9 protein-coding genes are annotated in these 24,114 nt (G+C 42.7%); all 9 read right to left on the bottom strand.

The genetic code is table 11. The features are described 5' to 3' along the window. On the bottom strand, positions 1-2,028 hold the full coding sequence (locus tag RMX89_RS00750) for a non-ribosomal peptide synthetase (RefSeq protein WP_322687576.1): 2,028 nt from the start codon (positions 2,026-2,028) through the stop codon (positions 1-3). A gap of 614 nt (positions 2,029-2,642) precedes the next feature. After that, complete coding sequence (locus tag RMX89_RS00745; RefSeq protein ID WP_322687575.1) at positions 2,643-5,318, bottom strand: alkaline phosphatase family protein; 2,676 nt, start codon at positions 5,316-5,318, stop codon at positions 2,643-2,645. Positions 5,319-5,664: 346 nt separating this feature from the next. Beyond that, on the bottom strand, positions 5,665-10,437 hold the full coding sequence (locus RMX89_RS00740) for an esterase-like activity of phytase family protein (RefSeq protein WP_322687574.1): 4,773 nt from the start codon (positions 10,435-10,437) through the stop codon (positions 5,665-5,667). Positions 10,438-11,039: 602 nt separating this feature from the next. Next, positions 11,040-16,490, bottom strand: a complete 5,451-nt coding sequence (locus RMX89_RS00735; protein WP_322687573.1) for a phytase — start codon at positions 16,488-16,490, stop codon at positions 11,040-11,042. 108 nt (positions 16,491-16,598) lie between these two features. After that, positions 16,599-20,726: a choice-of-anchor I family protein gene (locus tag RMX89_RS00730; RefSeq protein ID WP_322687572.1), complete on the bottom strand. Its 4,128-nt coding sequence runs from the start codon at positions 20,724-20,726 to the stop codon at positions 16,599-16,601. A 391-nt stretch (positions 20,727-21,117) separates the two neighbouring features. Continuing rightward, positions 21,118-21,900 carry a COP23 domain-containing protein gene (locus RMX89_RS00725; protein ID WP_322673541.1) on the bottom strand — a complete coding sequence of 261 codons (783 nt, stop codon included), beginning with the start codon at positions 21,898-21,900 and terminating at the stop codon, positions 21,118-21,120. A 346-nt stretch (positions 21,901-22,246) separates the two neighbouring features. After that, positions 22,247-22,972: a Uma2 family endonuclease gene (locus tag RMX89_RS00720; protein ID WP_322687571.1), complete on the bottom strand. Its 726-nt coding sequence runs from the start codon at positions 22,970-22,972 to the stop codon at positions 22,247-22,249. 173 nt (positions 22,973-23,145) lie between these two features. Further along, a complete protein-coding gene (psb34, locus tag RMX89_RS00715; RefSeq protein WP_322673543.1) occupies positions 23,146-23,316 on the bottom strand; it encodes a photosystem II assembly protein Psb34 in 171 nt (56 codons plus the stop codon). A 233-nt stretch (positions 23,317-23,549) separates the two neighbouring features. Beyond that, positions 23,550-23,720 (bottom strand): photosystem II assembly protein Psb34, encoded by a 171-nt coding sequence (gene psb34, locus RMX89_RS00710; protein WP_322673543.1) that lies wholly within the window; start codon positions 23,718-23,720, stop codon positions 23,550-23,552. Between the last annotated feature and the right edge of the window lie 394 nt (positions 23,721-24,114).

Genomic DNA, 24,114 nt, shown 5'->3' with positions numbered 1-24,114 from the left:
TTAAACACCTTGTTGATGATTACGGCGACGAGCACGAGCTGCTTGTTGGCGTTGGGCGCGATTTTGCAGCTTGTCAGAAGACGGTTGGCTGTTCTGGTTTGAATCCAAATAGTTTGCTAAAGAGCCAATTGTTGAATACTGAAATAGCTTCACAGCAGGTAGCTCAATACCAAGTTCCTGTTTTATTCGCGCAGCAACTTGGAGAATTGAGATTGAAGTTGCTCCCAAATCAAAGAAATTATCATCAATCCCGACGCGATCGATTTTCAGCAGTTCGGATAAAATACCTGCAAGCAGACGTTCTAAATCGGTTTGCGCAGCAATGTACGCTTGTTCCAGTTGCGGACGTTCTCTACTTGGTGCTGGCAATTTATGTCTATCTACTTTGCCATTTGCAGTCAAAGGCAGTGATTCTAACATCACAAATGCTGATGGCACCATATAATTAGGTAGTCGCTGTTGTAAGAAACTACGTAATTTATTGTGCGTATATCCACTGTTATAGTGAGGAACAATATAAGCCGTTAACTGTTTTTCACCTGCTTCATCTTGACGAGCTAAGACGACAATTTCCCGAACGTCAGGATGTTGTGCAATTTCTCGCTCAATTTCCCCTAGTTCAATTCGGAAACCGCGAATTTTTACCTGATTGTCAATACGACCTAAAAACTCGATATTGCCATCTGGAAGATAACGAGCCAAATCTCCAGTTTTATAAAGGCGCGTTGCCAAATTGCAATCAAATGAGTGAGAAATGAATTTTTCGGCAGTTAGGTCTGGGCGGTTTAAATAGCCTCTAGCTAATCCATCACCACCAATGTACAATTCACCAGCTTCTCCAATTGATACTGATTGGAGGTTTTTATCTAATATATAAACTTGGGTGTTAGCAATTGGACGACCAATAGAAATCGAAACATCTGGTTGTAGTGGCGCTGTTATCGGATGGCAGCAGGTAAAAGTTGTATTCTCAGTTGGCCCGTAACCATTAATTAGTTGACAGTTCTCTACTGTTTGCAGAAACTTCTGCACATGGGGAACAGATAAGACATCACCACCTGCTAAAAGTTGGCGCAAAGATTTTAAAGCATCAATTTTTTCATCTACTATCAGGTGAAATAAGCCGGCTGTCAGCCAAAGAGTAGTAACTTGGTATTGCTGAATAATCTGCCCTAATTCTTCTAAAGATGGTGTATTAGGAGGGTAAATTACTAATCGCCCACCATTAAGTAAACAACCCCAAATTTCAAAAGTAGAAGCATCGAAGGAAATAGGAGCAAGTTGCAGAATTACTTCTTCAGGTGTGAGTTGAGCATAATTAGTTTCTTTGACTAACCTAACTACACCACGATGGATAACGCTAACACCTTTGGGTGTACCTGTAGAACCTGATGTATACATGACATAAGCCAAGTTATCAGCAGTGACAATAGTGCTTAAGTTATCTTTGCTATTCTGGGCGATTGTGTTCCAATCTGCATCTAGGCAAATTACAAATGCTGTGTGAGTAGGTAATTTGGTAACTAGTTCTTTTTGAGTTAATAGTACAGATACCTGGGTATCTGACAGCATGAAAGCTAAACGTTCTTGTGGGTACCCTGGATCTAATGGTACATAAGCTCCACCTGCTTTAAGGATAGCTAAGAGTGCTACAACCATTTCTAAGGAGCGCTCTATGCAGATTCCTACAAGAATTTCTGTTCCTACCCCTAGCGATCGTAGATGTTTTGCTAGTTGATTAGCACGATTATTCAAATCTCTATAAGTAAGATACTGATTATTAAAAATTAGTGCTACAGCATCAGGTGTTTTCTCAACTTGTGCTTCAAACAACTGATGAATAGACGCTTGTTGAGGATAATCAGTTTGAGTATGATTCCACTCTATTAGTAAGTTATATTCAGATTCTTTCAAAATAGGTAATGTTAAATTATCTCGTTCTAAGTTGTTTTCTGATGATGAAGCTTGACCATTATTCATCAGTAATTCATTTGTATTTTGAGCCAATGAATTAGTTATTAGTTTCATTTCTAACTTAAAGCAAAAATATTTATATCAATGAGTAACAAGGAATTGTGTGTATTTAAATTTAAAATGAGATGTTTATTTTCCGTATTTACATAAACAGATAAAATAAATAGTGTGAAAGCGTTTTTATATGTTTGAACATTAGTGTTTTCACGTAGGACTTATGGTTAGATTGTTAGCTTTAAATTTATATCAGAAGACTAATTTGACAAAAAATTATGCCGCAATCCTACAATATTTGTGTGAAAGGGCACTGACTCTAAGATTTAGTTCTCTCATTCTGACCTATTTACTCCAAATCGCAGTTATTTCCAGTACATCTTCATTGAAAATTAAAACTTTAGGGATGTTTGCAATGGGAATATTAACTGTACGCAGGCTTCTTTTGAGATAACAAGAAGAATTAATACCTTGAAGAACAAGAAATACTGCGATTTTAGCAACTGATAAGTAATGTAAACTCTTCGAGGTAGGTTGGACTCCAGCGAAACGAAAATAGGGTGAGCATTACAATACCCACCCCACAATAACCAATTATTTGCTGTAGTTTACGTCATTGAAAACCGCTGTTTCAACTGATAGTTATTTCTGCCGTGCTGCATTAGGTCAACAGACTAAGCCACAACACTAGCAGAGAAAACGAAGTCATTTGCTGTCAGGTTAGTTGAGGTAATTTGTAGTAATGAAGCCAACTCTGTATTTCCGAGTTTTACGATAGTGTCAGCACCCTGTTGCAATAGGGTTAGAGCACTAAATTGAGTGACACCAATCCCGCCCAGCCCGATTTTATCAATACCGATCGCAAAATCAGCCACAATATTCTTACTAGATGGCAGACTGGCATTAGCAATCCAGAACTGGTCAGCACCAGCACTACCAGCAAGGCTATTACCACCCTGCTGACCAGCAAATAGCACATCATCACCATCACCACCAAATAGTGAATCATTTACACTGGAGAATAATTTGTCATCTCCAGAGCCACCATAGAGACGGTTATTGCTACCATTACTGGTGAGAGTGTCGTTACCTGAGCCACCGAAGGATAATTGACGAGTACCTTCAACTACCGTCAAAGTGTCAGCACCTGCGCCTCCAAACAAATTATTATTACCACTAGCTTCGACTACGGTAACTTCATCATTACCATTGCCACCATCAGCACTAGTATTGTTAGCAGGGCTATTTGCGCCAATTGAGACTCGATCGTTACCATCCCCAGTGGACACAGAGGAGTTACTACCAACTACTACCGTGTCATCACCCTTTCCAGTCAGAATTTTGTTACCTTTAATACCCTCTACAAAGTCTACACCGTCACCTGTAAATAAGGTTTGATTTGGCTTAAGGGTGACATCATCGCTACTGGTAGAACCAAATTGAAGGTCTAGTGTTGTTAGTCCAACAGTACGACCATCAAACCCTGCGGCTGTAAAGTACTGAGTATTTCCTATACTTTGAGAATCAAGAATTGTTGCTTGACCATTAGTTGTTTTTTCTGAAGTCAATACTTCTTTGGTGGAGGGAACTACATCCGGGCCTCCCACCAATGCTTCTGTAATAGCACGACCTTTTAAATCGCCGTTACTGGGAATGTTTAACCCCAGAATCCGAGCAAGGGTAGGCGTTACATCAGCATTACTGACGGGCGCATAGTCCACATAGCCTTGTTTAAAGTCAGGGCCAATAGCCTCCATGTTATTGAAGGTATCACCTCGACCAAAGCTGCCATGCATCCCCTGCCCTTGCTGCAAAGTTGTGTCAGCAATTTCTACCTGAGCTTGAGGGTTGTTTGGGTTATTTGGGTCGGTGCTAAAGGTTTTGAAGTTGATAACTATAGATGGAACCGGTGTTTTAGCATCACCTTTTAGCCCGATCGCACTCAGAGGTAAAGCACCTGGAATAGTTCCATAGGCATCGTCTACAAAAATACCACTGATGTAGTCCTTTTGCGAGAGCAAATTCACTACCTGTTTAGCTAAGTCAGCATTGCCATTGGGCAGATAAATCAAGTCTGAACCACCGTTAGCAGCTACAACTATCTTTGTACCTGGGTCAAGTTGGCCATTAATTACTTCACCTGTTCCACCAATTACACCATTCCCAGAAATAGGACGTTGACCTTGTGTAGCATCAACAGTCGTGTATTGGATGTGGTTGAGGTCTGGGGGGAGAGTTGTAGGGTTAGGATCGTATAAGGGTAGACCGAGATCGTGAGCCAAATCAATAGCCACAAAGCCTGCTGGTAAAAATCCCGGATTTACGCCTGCATAAGTTTGGGTGGCAGCATAACTTGTAGTTTTTGTGCCTTGGCTATCAATAGCTTGTTTGCTGATGGTAGAAAAACCGTGGTCGGAAGTAACAAAGACATCAGTAGTCTTGTCCAAGCCTGTACTCTTGAGATAGTCAAGAAGCTGCTTTAAATTATCATCAGCATTTTTGACCCCAGCTTTTGAAGTAGGGCCATTGATACCTGGTATCAAGGTGTTTAAACTATCACCCTGATTGTGTTGACTACCATCAGGATCTCTTGACCAGTAAACTAATGCGAATGGTTTACCATCTTCTTGAAACTTGGGTAAAACTACTTTGGTAGTGGCATCTGCAAAGTATTGTTGTTGAGCAACATTGGCATTTAAGGTTCCAGGAGTTGTGTTGGTACCAGCTGGCTGGACTCGCGTTGTCGGTTTTACATCTAAACCAGCAGCTTGTAAGCGATTGACAATATCTGGATCGAGCGGAACAGCAGAAGGCGAATCGGCGGCTGTAGGCGGCGGGGTTGCACCATTTGTAGTGTCATCAATAATAATTGTATCGGGAGTAGGAATAGTACCTGTAGTATCACCTTCTCGGTTAACTTGGGTAACATCTTGGATTGCAACAGGCCCTAATTTACCAACTGCTGCGGTGTTGAAACCCTGCGATCGCGCGTAAGCTAAGAGTGACTCTTCATCTAAAAAGTTGTTACCGGGGAATTTTTCATCAATATCCCCCAAAACCGCATCATTTTCGATGAATGGCGTCACACTACCATTGGCATTAGGACTAGGAAAACCAGTGTAGATAGTGTTGCTAAAATCACCTGTATCACCAAGATAATGCCCCGTGGCGATCGCAGAAGCATTCGGTGTAGTAAATGTTGGAAACAGCGAATGACTATTGGCGAAACTAACTCCCTGCTGACGGATACTATATAAAGTTGGGGTATCAATTGGGTTTACAGAACCGTTACGCAATCCATCTGCAACAAAAATGATGACATTTCTACTGTTGCCATTTGTATCAGTCATGCCGACTACTCCTTAAGTATTGTGACCTACTATTAATCGCAGCAATTGTGTGTCTATAGATTGAGTGATGAATTACACTCAACTCAAGCAAAAATTCTTGGCTACAAAAACCTAAGTAGTATTTGGCTACAAAATGCTTGGTGTCTACACAAATTAGCGCAGACAATTAAATGAACTTAACTTTGATTACTTACTGTTTCAAAAGATAGTTGTTCAATGTTTAAGGAAAGTTATAAACAAGTTAAGGTTTTGCACAAAAAGGAATAAAAAGATCCCCGACTTCTCAAGAAATCGGGGATCTGAGCAAATGACAGAATGTTGAATCTAAGCTGTAATTATCTTTTGGTTAAACGACACTAGCAGAAAAAACGAAATCATTTGCTGTGAGGCTAGTTGCTGCAATTCCCAGCAATGAAACCAACTCTGTATTTCCGGTTTTCACGATAGTGTCACTACCCTGTTGCAACAGTGTTAAAGCACTAAATTGAGTGATACCAACACCGCCAAGCCCGATTTTATCAATGGCGATCGCAAAATCAGTCACAATATTTTTGCTAGTTGGCAGACTGGCGTTAGCAATCCAGAATTGATCGACACCAGTACCACCACTGAGGCGATTACCGCCCTGTTGACCAGCAAATAGCACATCATCGCCAGCGCCACCAGACAGGGAATCATTGAAATTGGAGAAGAGTTTATCATCGCCAGAACCACCGTTGAGACGGTTATTGCTACCGCTACTGCTAAGGGTATCGTTACCTGAGCCACCAAATAATGATTGACGAGAACCTTCAACTACAGAGAGAGTATCATCACCTGCCGCCCCAAGTAAATTATTACTTCCACTGGCTTCCACTACGGTAATAACATCATTACCATTGCCACCATCAGCAGTAATATTTTGAACCGGGCCGTTTTGACCAATTAATATCCGATCGTTACCCTCTCCTGTGGATACTGAAGAGTCACTGCCGACTAACACCGTATCTTCACCGTTTCCAGTCTGAATTGTGTTACCTTTAGTACCCTCTACAAAGTCTGCTCCGTCACCTGTGAATAAGGTTTGATTTGGCTCAACGGTAATATCATCGCTGGTAGTGGAGCCAAAATTAATTTCTTCAGCTTGAGGTTGACCTAAGCCAGGAGCAAGATTAAGGGGCTTCTCCAGTTTCAGTTGTAGAATCTCATTGTTGTCTATAACTGGATTTTGAGGATCGTTTCCAGGACGACCTGTAGAGAAGGGATAATTGTTATCATTAGCTACCAAAATGGTATTTTTGTCAACAACTAGAACATTTTCAATGGTTTGGAATGGGAAGTCGAAGCTGGTCTTACCATCCCCATTCAGGTCTTTGGGGTCTTGGATATTTAACAAGTCTGCAACTTCTTCTTTAGCGACATAGCCATTAGAATCTGTTTTAGACAAGTCTATTTTGTAGATCCTCTTAAATTTAGCCGCAGCCCCTTGATTGTTATCCCGTTCAATGACTAGGTATTCATTATCATTAATGACTGCTAAATCCCCAATGGAATTTGATGGATTATCCAATCTGTAGTAGCGTGGTTGGTCGCTGTATTTGTGGCTGGCTAAATCAAATTCGTTAATCCGCAAAGCACCAGGGGTATCGCCCTGAACTGTACCTTCTAAGAGGAAATAAAGCTTGGTTTTGCTGGCGTTAATTGCTCCACCTTCAAAACCTTTAGAACTAGCCAAGTTAGCAAAGGCATCACCTGAAAGCACGTCGGGGTTTTGTGGCGATCGCACTACATTATACTGAGGATCGTCTCTAAGTTTATCCCGTACTTTATCGGCAATATCTGGGAAATCTGAGAAGAGTGCATCTACCCCTAATTGATAGAACTGCTGAATTTCAGACTCTAGCTTGCCTTTATAATCTGCTGCTAAGAATTGATCTTCGGCACGGAAGGTGTAAGGATGAACCTGCAACCCAGCGTTGTGAGCATCTTGAATTAAGGTAGAAGGAGGCAATGTTGTCTTATCAGCATCATTGACTGTGCCATCCCCATTCACATCATCAGCTTTGCCATCACCATTAGCATCAGTACCTTTGACACTAACAATCATCCGTTTCCAAGGGCCAATGCCATCAGCATAAGTGGCAACTTCAGCCAAGCCTTCTGGAGTTCGCAAGTCCCCGTAGGTGCGAGTGTCACCACTTACCTTCAGATCATAAGGCTGACTTTCAATAATTTTACCGTTGATGTCAATATCACTGGCATCTAGAAGTTGGATCAGTGGAATATCTACGCCTGCCGCAGGCATAATGCGATCGTGCAGTTCTTTTAGGTTACTTACTTCAAAGGACTGGATGAAAATCCGACTGGGGTCAGTAAAGTTATTTGCTTTGAGCGTATCGATTAATAACTGACTGATGTTTCTGTGTATTTTGTCGGTGGTGCCGACATAAGTGGCTTCATCAGATAAATAGGTTGGATGCTTAGTTTCAGGGTAGATGCCAATCTTTTTACCTGTTGTCGCTTCTACATCCTTAACTAAATTGATGATTTCCGTGAAGGTAGGAATCTCAAATTTATCGTCAAAGGAGTGATCTCGGAAAGGTAAACGTTCTTCTGCGCGTAAAGTCTTGATTTCAGCTAAAGTGAAGTCTTCAGCAAACCAACCTGTGATTGTGTTTCCATCTAAACTTACTGTTTTTTTGCGATCGGCAAACTCTGGATGCTTGTAAACATCTGTGGTTGTATTGTTAAAATTGACAGTACCATCAGCATTCAAAACTGCTAAAGCTGGCTCATGGCGAGCAATTAGCACACCATCTTTTGTCACGACCAAATCAGGCTCAATAAAGTCAGCGCCGCGCTCAATTGCTTGCTTATAAGACTCTAAGGTGTGTTCTGGACGGTAGCCACTTGCACCTCTGTGACCAATAACTTTAGGTGCTTCTCCATTTAAAGTTTTGAATTGGTCGGGTGTAGCAATGGGAGCCTCTAATAACTTACCAGTGGCATCAAAATGCAGCAGGTAAGGGCCAAACTCGTCTCCAACCCAGATTGTCCCATCTTTATCAAAGACGAATGACTCTACATCAAAGTCTGCACCAGTCAGTAATCTTCCAGTAGTTCCCTCATTAACTATTTCAAAAGGAACTTTATTGTTAGGGTCAGACAATTGAATGTAGTCTAAAACTTTAACCCTGCCATCTCCATTTTCTGTTCCCTTAAAATTTGGGTCTAGACGATTGATTCGCAGTAGGAAATCTGCACTATTGTCTTTGCTACCGTAACCATTGTCTGACAGGAAGTAGAAAGAGTTGGTGTTAGCAAATTGAACACCGCTAAAGCCTTGAATTGGCTGTCCTGGGAAAGGCCCGGTTCTACCATTGGCTGAAATTTCTGCACCAGAAGCTGGCCCATCACTAAAGGTATCAGCAGGTAATGAAGCAAAACCCACTAACTCAACTTTTGGCACTATTGAAGCAAACATCGTTTGGTAGATGTGGGTTTGATCGTTTAAACCCGCAATTCCTGGAATCTCAGAACCGTAGGCGTTATAACCTTTACCTACTAAGCTATTTAACACTTCAGAACCAGCACCTTGGTAGTAAACAGGTACGGGACGGTTGGTGTGAGTTCCCCAACCATACTTGACATTGGGATCTGACCCCCAGTAATGTCCAACTTCTGCTGGAGTATCCAAATTGGTTAATGCTTCAGCACCTTGATTTTTTACTAAAGTCGGAAAATTACCGTCGAGAGTCAGGTAGTGATCGTGGTCAGCAGTAACGATTAGTAAGTTTTCATCCCAACCACCATTGTTATCGATCCAGTTAATCGTAGATCCAACTGCTTTATCGAAGTCCAAGGTGGTGCCGATCAAGTTGTCTATATTGTTATCATGGGCAGACCAATCGATATCGCCACCTTCAACCATTAACCAGAAACCATCAGGATCTTTACCCAATACATCTAATGCAGCACTTGTCAAGTCTTTGAGAGTTGGGTTTTCGTTAACCTCTTTGGCGATGAAAGATGCATCCGTCTCTCCGGGAAGCAGTGGACGTGTGGTGTCCACTTTGGTGTTATCACCTTGGTTAGTGAAAACGCTGAACATATCTAAACCAGTGGTGCTGTAGTCGCCGTTGGCAGAGCTTACAGGTAAGTTACCATTTTGACCGCGCGCACCGTATAAACCGAAGAGGCGATCGCCTTTTTCTGGATCGATTGTCGCCGCAGTTTCAGCCAGTTTCTGGGCAGCATTTTCACCCCGCTCTAAAAAGGTGTAATCGTAAATGTTATTAGTTGGTTTAGTGCTAAGTTCTGTGTAGGTTGATTGACGAATGAATTCATTGCTCGTATTCGGCTCAACCCCGTTTGGTAGTAAATCTCCAGGAGCAGAGAGTGGGTGTCCACCACCAAGTAATACTGTTGGTTGATAGACACGGAGTTGCTGTTGCAGGATGTTGTCTAATGCTGGATAGTCAGCATCATACTTGCTGCGACGGTTAACGTTGGCAGCAGCAGCAGCAGGTGTGGCGTGGTCAATGGGAACTGAAGTTACCAAACCAGTAGATTTACCAACTTCGTTTGCAGTTTTGAGAATTGTTTCTAGAGGATTCTCGAAAATATCAACGCCAACAGCGTTGTTGTAGCTTTTAACGCCAGTGTACAGAGTTGTAGCGGTGTTTGCAGAGTCAGGATAGCTGTACTTAATATATTCAGGATCGTTACCGGGAGTCCAAGGATTAACACCACCTTTGGTAGGGTCATAACCTACTAGGTTTCCAACAGCACCATCACTGACTTTTGCACCACCTGTTGGGGTATTACCTGGGTTAAAAGTTGGATCGAAGGTGAAACCAGGGCGAACCTGGCTCTCTCCTGTGATCGGATTAGTCCCGTCAAGGGCGGAATTACCAGTACTAAAAACTCCATCACTATCAGCGATCGTTGTCCCATAGGTGGTTGCCAAACCGTAGCCTTGGAGTGTTTGAAAGTTGAGTCCTTGCCCCTTACCTTGTGTATAAAAATCACTGAGATTAGCACCTGTCTTACCATTTTGAATCTCTTTGTAGATGGACGCAGCACGAGCCATTTGCCAGCCCATACCATCCCCAATCATAATGATGACGTTCTTAGCCATGAAAGAGAATCTCCCTGTGTTTAATTGTTGAGATGGTCTTGGCTCTAGTGGAATCAAAAAAGTAATATGGTGAGTAAAAACTAATAGTTTTAGGCTTCAAAAATGTAATTAACTTGTCAGCTTTTTGAGTCTGAACTATTAAATGTCAACCACTACTACAATTGTCATTTCCCTAGAAGCTTTTAGTATCTTAATTAACAATGTAAATTGCATATTAATTAAGATACATAGCAAAAGTTGTGAATAAATTGTGGACTGGTTAAGAAACCTTGTATTGCAATCTTGTACCTAATATGCAATTAACAATTTTTTGCATATTTTTGGTGATGTTAAAAATTATTTTTTATACATTGAGATGATATCTCTTTTGTAACTTTCGTCAGATAATAAGTTCTTTATAATCCAATACGGTTCGGGCTACTTGTACAAAATCGTGGGTTTTGAGACGCGATAAATCGCCGTCTCTACAAGTGTTTTGGTCTTATCTGAACTGTATTGCTTTATAACCCTTCCCTTTAATTGCTTTTGCAATAATGATTGAGTACAGCTTCATTAACTTTTGCTGTGTAATGAAGCTGTAACAATCACAGTAGGCGAACAAATTAACCTACAACACTGACAGAGAAAACAAAGTCATTTGCTGTGAGCTTAGTTGATGTAATTTCTAGCAATGAAGCTAACTCAGTATTTCCGATTTTCACGATGGTATCATTACCGTGTTGCAATAGTGTTAGGGCATTAAATTGAGTAACACCAATACCGCCCAGCCCGATTTTATCAATGCCAACTGTAAAATCAGTGACAATGTTCTTGCTAGTTGGCAGACTGGCGTTAGTCATCCAGAATTGGTCAGCACCAGTACCACCAGTGATGCTATTACTACCCCCTTGACCAGCAAATAGTACATCATCACCATCGCCACCAAACAGGGAGTCATTGACATTAGAGAAGAGTTTGTCATCTCCAGAACCACCGTAGAGACGGTTATTGCTACCGTTACTCGTCAGGGTGTCGTTACCTGAGCCACCGAATAATGATTGACGAGAACCTTCAATTACTGTGAGATTATCATCACCTGTCGCCCCAAATAAATTATTACTACCACTGGCTTCTACCACAGTAATAACATCATCACCACTGCCACCATCGGCACTAGTATTTTGAGTCGGGCCATTTTGACCAATAAATATGCGATCGCTACCATCTTCCCCGGAAACTGAAGAGTTATTCCCTGCAAGCACTGTATCATCACCCTTTCCAGCCAGAATTGTGTTACCTTCAGCACCTTCTACAAAGTCTGCTCCGTCACCTGCATTAAAGAATTGTCCTGGCTCAAGATTGACAGTATCGCTGTTGCTAGAACCAAAACCGTTGGGAAAAGTAGGTTGTACAGTTGTCAGATTATTGGGTAATTCGAGAATACCAAGTTTTTCAGCAGCCGTATTACCTGTAATGTTAAAGTCGTTATCGTTAATCAAGGCTAGAGTATTGGGTGCTACCAATGCTAGACCTTCTAATTTTTCCACCCCGGTGTAACCCAACTGAGCAGCATTAGCAATCAAACTCTTGCTGACAGGGATAATATTGGCAGTAGCTAACTCCGCAGAGGTCAGTTGTTCAATAGTTTTATCAACTGGCAAGGTAAAGTTAGCAGGGTTGTTGATGTTAGTTGTCCCAGCTAAATCAATTTGGTAAATTAGTTTATTGCCAGCAGATGTACCATTATCATCTCGTTCAACTACTGCAAATTTGCCGTTACCCAAAGAAACTGCATCGCCAATCTTATCGGTTCCCGGTAAACCTTGTAGGCGATATAAATACTCTCCTGTTACCTGCTTGCTGACAATATCAAACTCTAGAATTCGTAGGTTGAGAGAAGCTTTGGAAGTCGCATCATTGGCGACATCTGGATTATCGATCGCACTCTGAATAAAAGCATATAATTTATTACCTTCTATTGCGACAGCTTCAAATCCTCGATTATTGCGGCGTTGGGCATAAACTGCTGGCAATACCTCAGTGCCAAAAGTTCCCGCCGATCGATCTGGGTTGGGTGCTGTGGCAGTTCCTTGAGGGATAAAGCGGTCAATCAGCTTTCCATTAGTGTCAAAGTGGTAAATTGCCGGACGGTACTCATCCACCAACCAGTAATCTCCATTTTCTGCAACTACAATGCCTTCTAAATCAGCACCCAAAGGATCGTTAGCTAGAACATTGTTGTTTAAGTCAACGGCAATTTCATCTGTGTAGGCTAAACCGTTTCCTACAGCTTGCAAGTTAGGTAGTCCCGTTAATGGGGTCGTTCCATCTTGGCGAAATAGTTCTGTTCTGTTGGTAATGCTGATTTCACCTGTGGTGCGGTTGAGTTCAAAGCTGACTATTTCTGGTTGGAAGTCGGGTAATAAAAATGGTCTTTTGACACCATCAGGTTCTCCATTGGGGCCACGATCTGTGTTGGTAACAAATTTCAGGTTGCCATTTGCTGCAAACCCTTGGAAATACAACCCAGAAAAACCACCCAAGAAAATATCTTGATTTTCAGAGGTTGTTCCTAACTTGGGTAAGTTTTCAAATTCATAGATAGTCAGTTTGGGTTGGGCAACAGGATTGCGAGGATCGTAACTAGTGGTATCGATATTTAGAGAATTGGGGAAGGCATTGGCTATATTTTCCCAAGGCACCAGTTTAAAGTTAGAACTGACGTTTTCGCCATCGATTGTCTTGGCAGGTTCATTAGAGCCGTCTTGGGTGACAAATAAACCAAATGGGAAGTTAGGCCCCAGTGGCAGATTAATTACATCAGCGCCATCTGACTCTTGCACGCTGTCAATTGACCCATTGTTACCAATGGCAAAGTTACCCACGTATTCGTTGTTACCTTCACGTGTGTAAGCAACAAAGGTGCTATCGCCTTGGCTGGATGCTAACAAGTAGCCTGTGCCGTTTTTGCCGTAATAAATAGTCAACCCTTCGGCATCATCGGTAAGGTGAGAACCACCCTCAAAACGGACGCGATCGATCAGCTTGCCTGTTGTGCCACCGTCCGGTTCTGCCTGAAATTTCCAGATGCCCACATCTTCTTGGGCTATGTAGAGAAAGCCGGTTTCTTGGTCAACCACCATCCCCTCTGTTTGGGGAGAACGCCCTTCTGTGGTAGGCGAGGGGATGGTAAACTCCCGCACCAGTTCAGCGCCAATTTTGCCATTCCCTTTGTCAATCAATTTGAACTGAGCTATATCTCCAGTTTCTCGCCGACTGGTAAAGACATAGTAATCATTAGTTATGGGGCTACGGTATAAGGTAACTCCGTAAGAACTGCGAGTTGATGCAGAATAGGGAGGTTCAAAAGGTGATGCTTGGAAGATAGTACCAATATTGCTATCGGTGATATCTTCCAAGTATTCTCCGGGGGTGGTGGGGTTGGGGTTGATTTTGAAGATTGCTAGTTTATCATTTTGGCGATCGCTAGCTACGGCAATATCAATAGATTGATTGCCTAATTTAAAACCGTATTGCAGGTCAATGTTGTTGTAGCGAATGCCACCGGGATTAACTGTTTGCAATAAATTACCAGACAAGTCATAAACCCGCAGTCCAGCATTTTTGACTGAGGTTAATACTAGGCTCTCGGAAGCATTTGTGGCATTAACATAGATGGCAGGGTCATCAGCATCAGCATTTTGATCTACAGCAGGCAGTGCTGGATCTTCATCATCAAATAAATCGGGACGAGTTTCTAATCTGGGTGCAGCAGTGGGAACTAAGTCTGCATTCAAAGTGAGGATCTGGGTAAATTGGCTTTGGTTAAAGTTGTTATCACTTACCAGCACAATGGACTGACGACCATCTGCTAGTTTGGGGCCGAAGGCAAGACCTTCTATATTATCCACTCCTGTAATCGGGTGGTTTGCATCAGTAGGCAGATTCAGGTCAGTTAAATTCAACAGCAGTCGTTTTTGGGCGGGTTGGATAGCTGCTAGTTGTTCAGTACTCAGATTGTTGAGAGAATCGTAGAAGCTAATGTCAGTTGCACCTTGCAAAGAAACTTCGTAGATTTTGATTGTGTTACCTACACCTTGGGCAAAGGAACGTTCTAACGCTAGTAATGTGCCACGATTATCTATTGCTAATAAATCCGCTAAACCATTGTCAGCAGAACCTGTGCTGGGATTGGGTGGTTCGGGAATTGCATCAGTAATATAGAGGTATTCTTTTTCTGGCTGTCCAGTAACCAGATTGTATTGCAGAATTCGGGAACGGCTGCCACTGGTGAGTGAAGCTTTTAATCCATCTTGGGACAGCGCGTTTTCAGTGGCGGTGAATAAGGTTTTCTGGTCGGGTGTAATGGTGAGGCTTTCAAAGGCTAAGTTATTGTAAACACCTGATGTCTGCGTATCATCTGCATCGATAATACCGTTACTGTTGGTATCTTCAACTACTGGTAGGAATTTCCTGGGGACAAATAGCGAGCCTATTTCTTGCCCTGTAGTTAGCGAAAACTCTTTAATAAAGGGATTGCTAACGCGACCAGCACCAGGATTAACTTCGCCCTCGGAAGAGATAAAGACTGTACCATTGTTAGTTAAAGCGATACCTTCTGGGTCAAGGCTGTTGGTTGCAAAAAAGTTGCCATTTGTATCTTTCAGGGTGGTGACATTGGTAAAATTCACCCCGGAATCAGCGGCAGTAAAGGTATAAAAGCGGGCAGGGGCAACTTGGGAGCGATCGTCTGAGATTGCATAGTAGCGGTTATTCACAGCATCGTAGGTGACACCAGAAAGTCCGCCTAGTGGAGTTTGTACCCCATTCACCGTTCCCGCTACACCAGCAGGAATAAACCCTGTGGCAAAAGTACTCTGCCCCACAAATCCAACATTGGGAATGGTTTTACCTGGTTCGGTTGCTCCGGTTTGCACATCTGCGAACACCAAGCGATGGTCAGAACTGGGAAAGGGAAAAGTACCTACCAAAGGAAACGTTGAATCAGTATTTAGAGGCCAAAATGCTCCCGAGTTGGCAATTGTCAGGTTAGCTGAGGGCAGCACATAGTCAGTCCGCAGGTTTCCGGGAGTGTTATCAGCAAAGTCTGCGGTGTCAAAGCTAGGATTACCTTTTTGGCTAGCGTTTGCACCAGCTTGTAAATCTGCTTGTTGGCGCGCACCCAGACTGGTAGGGATGACATTAGTATTGATATTGGGATTTTGCAACAGTTGGCGAATAGCGTTGTCAAAACTATCACCATCTAACGGATCTGCATTTTGATCGCCCACAATCACAAAGCTCGATCCAGCAGCAATACCGCCAGTTTTACCCTCATCATCGTAAATGTAATTACCATTACCAGGGGTAATATAGTCTGCCCAAAAGCGGATCTCGTCGTGGTTGCGCTTACCGTTGCGGTCTTCCGCGCCATCAAAAGTTGGCGGTGTGGGGTGGCTGGCGAGGATGTGAATTGTCTCACCGTTTACCTGGATGGGTATATCCCAGTGACTTTTAGAAGAAAGGCGTAGAACTGCCAATTCCTCCTGAGAATACCAATCATTGGGCTGTGGTGTTGTCGGATCTTCAGGAAGCAAAGCATTGGGCATATCCTTCCATAGAAAATTTTGAAAGGTGCGGATGTTGGCAGTGTCGATGGGATATTTGGATAGCAGCAATATCCCGTATTGACCAAAGAAATTCCCAAATCCGAAAGCATCATCGCCATATCCTGATTCGCCTGGGGTTGTAACTGCTGTGCCATTGTTGTTCAAGTCAAACCCAGAGGCAATACCCGTATTGGAAGGAGCGATGTAGAAGTAAGGGTAATCAACGGGTGTTGTACCATTCTGGCTGACGGCTAGGTAATTTTGCCGGAATAGTTGAACTGCCTCCGGGGAGTAGTCAAACTCGTTAATTAGCAACACATCCGGGTTATTACGCTGGATGATTTCTGCAACTGCCTTTGCTTGAGCGTTGTCAGGGGTAGACAAATCGCTGACTAACTGACCTTTGGCATTACGATTTAAAGAAGCGTTGAATTGAGAAAAACGAATTGTATTAGTAGTTACCATGTTTAATTCTGAGATATATTCTAGACATGAGACTGCTTTGAAAATTGGGAGTGGGGAACCGCAGAGGCGCAGAGTACACAGAGAAATCGGAGTTCGATTAAATCTGCGTTAAATAAAGACGAAACGAGTATCTGTTGCCAAATTGGTATTGCGGTTTAACCCGTTTTCCACAACAGCAATTAATTCCGTTCCGTTGTTGGTGAAAATACCTACAGCCGATCTAACTGACCCTAGTGAGTAATTGTTAGCAACTCCCTTAAGCTGAATTAGATCGCTTGCTTGAAAGTTGAGAATATCGGCATAATCATTGTTGCGAGAACTGGTATAGAAAGCTGAAGTGGCATCACCTAAAATGTAAGTATCTGCACCTTGTTCGCCGTTGAGGAGGTCAATTTCGTTTGTGCCACCGCCCCAACCAATCAGGCGGTCATTGCCATTACCCCCAGAAAGTCCGTCGCTGCCAAGTCCACCTAAGATGGTGTCATTGCCATCGCCACCAAGGAGTACATCTATGCCTCCCTTGCCATCCAGGTAATCATTGCCTGCTCCACCGTCGATTAATTCACTGGTATTAGTGCCGATGACGCGATCGCTCCCAGCCAGAGCATTGACTATGTATTTGTTCAAACCAGTAAGTTCGCTGACAAAGATGATGTCGTTGCCAGATGTCGCCTTGTTATTGGCAACAGTCAAGTCAAAGCTATCGCTAACATTACCGCCTTTACGATCGGTAGCGGTAACTGTGACTGCGAAAATGCCGATTTGGGAGATAGTGCCGGATATCACGCCTGTGTTGGCAACGATACTAGAACCAGTGGGTAAACCTGTTGCACTGTAAATCAGGGTGTCACCTGGATCTAGATCAGCAAATTTGTTACTGATATTGAAAGAAAAAGCTTTATTAGTAGAAATGATTTGGTCTTCAATTGGTTGTACTACCGTGGGAGCATTGTTTTTAGGGAGATTAAACCGAGCCACACTAGGGTCATGATCGCTATCCTGATCGGCAAACTCTGAGTTGATGTGAACTACATCATATCCATCCAGGTTGTTGAGCAAGTTGTTACTAACTAAAACGTGGTCAAGGGTTTGGGCGTTACCTTCAAAGTTGTAGGTGTAACGCTCATTTTGCGGCAGAGTTTCAATTAAGGAAGTCAGTCCAGCGCTTTCTAGGGTGTTGACGGGGTTGGAAAATTCAAAGTCATTTAAGTCACCCGCCACTACTACATTGGCATTGGGGGCGATCGCTAAAATATTGCTGACAAAGTTCTTCACCAAAGTAGCTTGTTGCTGGCGTTGGATTTCACTACTGAGAGTTGGTGGTTGATTCGGCCCAAATAATGGCTGGTCGCCACCTTTAGAATTAAAGTGGTTGCCAATTACATAAACAGTTTCACCGTTGAAAGTAAATTCACCAACTAACGGCTTACGACTACTACTAAAGGCGGAGTTGGTGGGGTCGATTAAACCAGGACTATTAGAAACTGTAGGAACACCAGAAACATTGGTAACTGTGGTGCTGGTGGTGGAACTACCACCGGGGCGATCTATAAAGTTGACACGATTGGGATTAAACAAGAATCCTACCCGGATATTTCCACCAGGTTCACCGCCGTTCGTATCGTCTACTGGGTTAATTTGGCGATATTGATACGTCGGGCCACCAGCAGCAGTAACTGCATCAATTAACTTTTGGAAGGTAGTGCTGGCATCAACGACGCTATCATTTGTTGCACCGTTATTGTCCTGAATTTCTTCGAGACTAATGATATCTGGTGATTTGAGATTATTAACAATGCGATTAGCCAGGTTGTTAAATTTGGTTAGATCGTCGCCTGGATCGAGGTTTTCGACGTTGTAGGTAGCGATCGTCAGTTGGTTGGTGGTAGAAGTTAGGCTAGTGATTTCTTTTTGAATGTTACTGTTCTGTACTACTGTGGGAGCAGCCGATACTAAAACTTCATAGTTGTTAAAGCTGTAGTCAACGACACCGACAATATTACTAAGTTGCGTACCAACATTAACTTCAGGCAGTGTTAAGCCATTGTTGAGATCGTCGATCTGAATCCGCTCAGGATTGAAGTCTGAAGCACTAATCAGGCTACCACCGCGAACCGTTCTACCTGTGGCATTTGCGCCATTGTCTGCTAATACCCAAATTTCCTCTGATGTGCCAAAGTTTGCAGTGGGTGAAGTAGTAATTGGGTTATTCACCTGTACCAGCATTCCTTCTAAGCTTTCATAGAAGTCGATGCCATCCTGGGCAGGATCGAAGGTGGTTGTTCCAGTTTCGATATTAGCGATCGTGTCGTTATCGATTACCGTTGTCGGGATAGTTCTGCCACCATTACCAAGGATTGTAGCAGTGGGTAGATCGTTGCCACTAGAAACGGTAACAATTGTAGGAGTGGTGATTTGTGTTTTGGTTAAATTATTAGCATCGTTGCCGGGACGAAACTCTGTAACTGTTCCACTGACTAATACCGAATCGCCGACGGATACGGTTGGTGCTGATGAGGTGAAGACGAAAATACCTTCAGAAGTGCGATTGTCGCTGTCTGGAGTGGGGTCTTGCAAGTAAAAACCGTTACTTGCTTTAACCGTAACAATTCCCGCTACATTGCTGACAGTCTGATTTCTAAAGGATGAGATATGCCCCGTTCCCTGAATGTCGCTAATCCGAACGGATGGAGTTACTTCAAATACCGCAACCGTCTTGCTGACTTCGGCTGTAGTAACTAACAAAGGCTTCCCAGTAGGACTATCAGCCGCCGAGACAAAGGTTAGCCCTTCGATCGCAGTATCTTCAGGAGTATTGATATATTGAACAAAGCTTGGCTTGTTGGGATTGGTCACTTCGTAAACGATGACATCGCCAGTGCGTTCTAAACCAATAAAAGCATAAGTGCGGTTGTTGATGACTCCGATCGCCACGCCTTCGGGTTCAGGCCCTTTGTTATCGCTGCGGGTGTCAAAGGTATCAGCCGCGCCATCTGAGTTAAACAGAGTTGGTACTTTGGTTGCAGTAATTTGTTCAAATTGGTCGCCACTGTCGAATATCTGATTGCCGCTAGCATTCCAAATTGAAAAGGAACGCCCCCCAAATGCTTCGATGCGATCGAAATCTCCGTCTTTGTCGGTGTCTCCTGTGGCATTTGTAACGGTTAACCGTCCCAGGTTGGTATTTTGCTTTAGGGTAGCCGCATTGGGAAAAACTGTTGGATCTAAAACATATCCATTTGCGCCAACCCGGATTTCCTCGCTAAAACCAGTGTAGTCGCGGGAATCTCCTTCATTGGCGGTGATGTAGTAAGTCTGTCCGTTGGCTGTGAAGCTAGCGATCGCATCGGGTTGATATAACCCAACCACCGGCCAATTCTGAATATTAATTTTACCATCGCGATCGCTAGCATCTAATCCGTTACCTGGAAGATTGTAATTCTTCGCACCAAGGGGCAAAATGTTGGTGATGGTGGCGCTGGCAATATCCAGAATGGCGATCGCATTATTTTCTTGCAAGGTAATTCGTGCAGTTTGATTGTCTGGAGATACAGCAATATACTCTGGTTCTAAGTCTTGTGCCACCGTCGAACCGGGGCCAGTAATCCGTACACCTGCGGCTTTGAGTGTGGCGATCTGGCTATTGAAGCTTGTAAACGAGGCTTGGGTAACGGTTGCATTCGCCACGCCATCAGCAATATTAATAATGCTAACTGAACCTTCAGGATCTACCGAATTTGGTTGCCCGTAGCTGTTGGGTTCTCCCTCATTTGCTACTAATACCTTCGTGCCATCGGGCGTAAAGGTGAGCATATCCGGTAATGCGCCCACCGCCACCGAGTTCAAAAAGTTGCCATTGGCGGCATTGTAAAAACTCACCTGTCCTGTCTGCTGGGCGTTTGTGCTGGTGTTTTGAATGGCGTAGGCGACTGCGACAATACCATTTTTCACCGCAACACTGTTGGGAATGGCTTGTGTCCCGACGGCAGGCGTAAATCCTGTTACCAAAGAACCAGTCGAGGTTAGCGTGCCTGTATTGCTGACATGATAAATTTCAACTATGCTGCCAGCAACCACAAATAAGCGATCGCTTCCAGAATCAAAGGCGGATATTTCGGCTCCATTAGTACTGGTGAAGCTGCCAATTTTCTGCAAAATACTGGGGTTATTGTTGGTTGCAATATCGTTATCAGCATTGAAAGAGATAAAAGCAATATCGCCTTGTGTCAAAGCCATTAATAACGTCTCCTTCAATTTATTTTGTATTGTTTGAAAATTACCTGAAAAGCTGATGTTCAGTAATAATTCGCCACCATAATCAAGTCACATTGACAATCGCAATATCACTATTTAAAAAAATTGTTTTGCAGTCAAAAAAACTACAGGCTTTACTAGTATTAATTCATATTCAGCAACCTCAAGTTATCTCAGCAACGTTAAGAAACTGCTAGCAAAAGGTTAAAAGAATAAATAATATACAGCTGGATTTAGATCCTCGACATCTCGAAGAAGTCCAGGAGACAGCAATTTTATGCCCATAAAAAAAGGCGGACAAGATGTCCGCCCCACAATAAGTAGTTGGATATTTTTTATTTGAAAGTCATTTTGTATTAAAAGCCACTCTTGCTTACCGGAATTTACCAGGGCTTAAACGAACACCGTTAGGTTGAGACTGACGACGAATTGCTACTCCACTCCGCAAATTGTTTCCAGTACCACCATCTTGACGATCGAGGAAAGGTTTCAGATTAATCCCACTTCTAGATGAACTAACCCGATTATTGCCACCGCCTAGAAGTGTGCGTCCTAAATTATATAATTCGTTACCTCCACTAGTGCGATCGCCATAAGTGTTAACGGCTATAGTTTGTTGTCCACTGTCAGCAGTAGTCAAGTTCTGAAAAATGCTATTGCGGATAACAACAGGATCTTTTCCACGGGGGACTGTCAGCACAATTCTACAGGTTGGATTAGCTTCAGTTGTGACGCAGACAGTATTTTCGTTATTTTCTACGGATGTCTGAAGTTCTTGTAAACCATCTGGGCGATAAAGTTCCAAGCGACTGGCAATTGCTGTACAACGCCTTTGTGCGTCCCAACCACCACCTAAAGCCGCAGGTGCTGCCCAAGCAAAGAATTGTCCTGGTTGACTTTGTGGCTGGTACATGACAGTATACTGTCCATTATAAGTCTGACAGGTAAACCGAGTTGTACCATCAGCAGAAGGTGAAGGTGGTACACCTGTCGATGTGTCTATTGGAACTGGTGCTGATGTGCCACCTGATGGTACTGTTGGTACTACTACACCATCGCCATTAGAATCATATTGCGCCATTGCTGCCGAATTGCCCAGACACAAAGATAAGCCAAGACTGCCCAAAGATATCAACCGCAGCATTTGTGATGACATAAATCATCCTCCAGGAGAAATAAGTAGGGAATTGATAGTTTAAGTGACGAATAATTCTGGCTTTTGATTCAGCAAAAACCTATTTTTTTCCTCTTGTGCCTTTTTTCCGGCGATTAGCTTTTTCAGCTGTACTTGAATTTCTGTATGATGCCCCACTCCTTAATAGACGTAACGCTTGTAGCACTTATTTGCTTAAACTGAGTCACTCAAATACTTGAAAATTTTATTTGTATAGCACAAGCCTTGGTGGTTAGGACATCAACAGACGATAAAACTTAGACACAAAAAGGCTTTTCACCCAGTCCCCAGTCCCCAGTCCCCAGTCCCCAGTCCCTTGCTATATATGCTAAGGCAAATTATTTGGATCGATACCTTGAGATTGTAGATAGGCAATTAGCCGTTCTTTTTGCTGGCGTTCCTGTTCAATTTGTTCTACTGCCCAAAGTAACAAATTACCTGCTTCATCCCACCAGCGCAACCAGTAACCAGTTCTGGCTTCTTTTGTTCCTTGCCAGGTTCCCAGAAATAAACCCATTGAATCAATCCAATGACGACCATTTTCATCAGGTTGCTTTAACTCGTAGCGCCTGTTTTCGAGTTGGTAAAATTCTAATAAACCACCATTTGGGTCAAAAATTATGTAAATTGGGACTTGAAGAATCTGCTCGTAAAAAAACCATTTTCCTGGTGGATAGGTTCGTTTAAAAGAGTATTCTCCACCTTCAGTGTCAGATAGAAATTCCATCACAATTACTGGAATATCTCCATCTAAATTGGGTGTATAGCTTTTGCGTTCTCCTAAAACCTGATTTACCGATGGCACATAAACCCAGTCGGGTGCTTTAGCTATAAATTGCCCGTTTATCGTCGCACAAAGTCCAAAATTTGAGGCTATTAACATCTGCGGTTGGATGAAACCACTTATCTCAAGGCTTTCGCGCAAAGCACCGGCCAATAGTGGCTGACCTGTATTCTCCACTGGTTCATCCTCTAAGTGAAAATCTGCGGGCAATGCTTCCCAAGATATTACCAGTTCTGTTGAAGATTTAGCTTCACCGAGTTGGGTTGCCATAAACACCCCTTTATTATTGATTTGTCTTTATTTTATGGCTGACCAGTGGTTTGTTGCTGATGGGGCGACAAAATGGGATGGATAAGACACAAAAAACCCCGACTAAATTAGCCGAGGTAAAGTCGAGAAGTGAGATTGACGATGAGATACAGCGATATCGAAATCAAAAAATCTTAGCTAACGCTAAAACCAACCAAAACTAAAGCGGTGACGATTAAAGTTGCAAAAAGACCCTGTAAAACGTATTTACGTTGTTCCCAAATTGCTGGGTACTCAGAGTAGTACATCTTGGGTTCTGCTGCGTAGTTGTTGAGAATGCCGTCTTCGTTGGTGGTGGTGTACATAGTTTTTTCTTTTCTTTCTTTTGTTATCTTATGTAAATAAATATAACAATTTCGTTACAAATAGTCAACATGACTTGACAAAAAAAGACTGATAGTAAACATAAAAATGACTTATCAGCACACCACTACCGTTTGGGATACGTAAAACACAAAAAACCCCGGCGAAACTAACCGGGGTTATAGAGAGAAGTCTGAATGACGATGAGATACAGCGATACTGAAATCAAAAAATCTTAGCTAACGCTAAAACCAACCAAAACTAAAGCGGTGACGATTAAAGTTGCAAAAAGACCCTGTAAAACGTATTTACGTTGTTCCCAAATTGCTGGGTACTCAGAGTAGTACATCTTGGGTTCTGCTGCGTAGTTGTTGAGAATGCCGTCTTCGTTAGTAGTGGTATACATGGTTTTTCTTTTCTTTGTTTTGTTATCTTATGTAACTAAATATAACAATTCCGTTACAAAGCGTCAATAAGACTTGACAAAAAAAGACTGATGGTAGAGATAAAGCTAACTTATCTGCGATCGCGGATTCTGGCGAAGCGGTTCGAGTATGCCAAAGCCGGATGCCTCTCAGTACTTGTCGGTTAAACTGCCGCAATACATGTCTCGTAAATTCACGCCTCTAGTAACTAGCGCTCGCTGATTTTTTTTGTGTTTTTTTAATTACTTTTTGTCTTGCTTGTCAATGCGTAAATTCTAAACCAATGTAATTTTTATTACAATATATTTCTTGCTTAAAAATAAGCGTTATTGTTTATTTAAGTTGAGTTTAAATTTCAATTAAATAGTGACATAC

This window comes from Nostoc sp. DedSLP04 (assembly GCF_034530775.1).
Classification (GTDB): Bacteria; Cyanobacteriota; Cyanobacteriia; order Cyanobacteriales; family Nostocaceae; genus Nostoc.
This window is presented reverse-complemented; position numbering and strand designations above follow the sequence as displayed.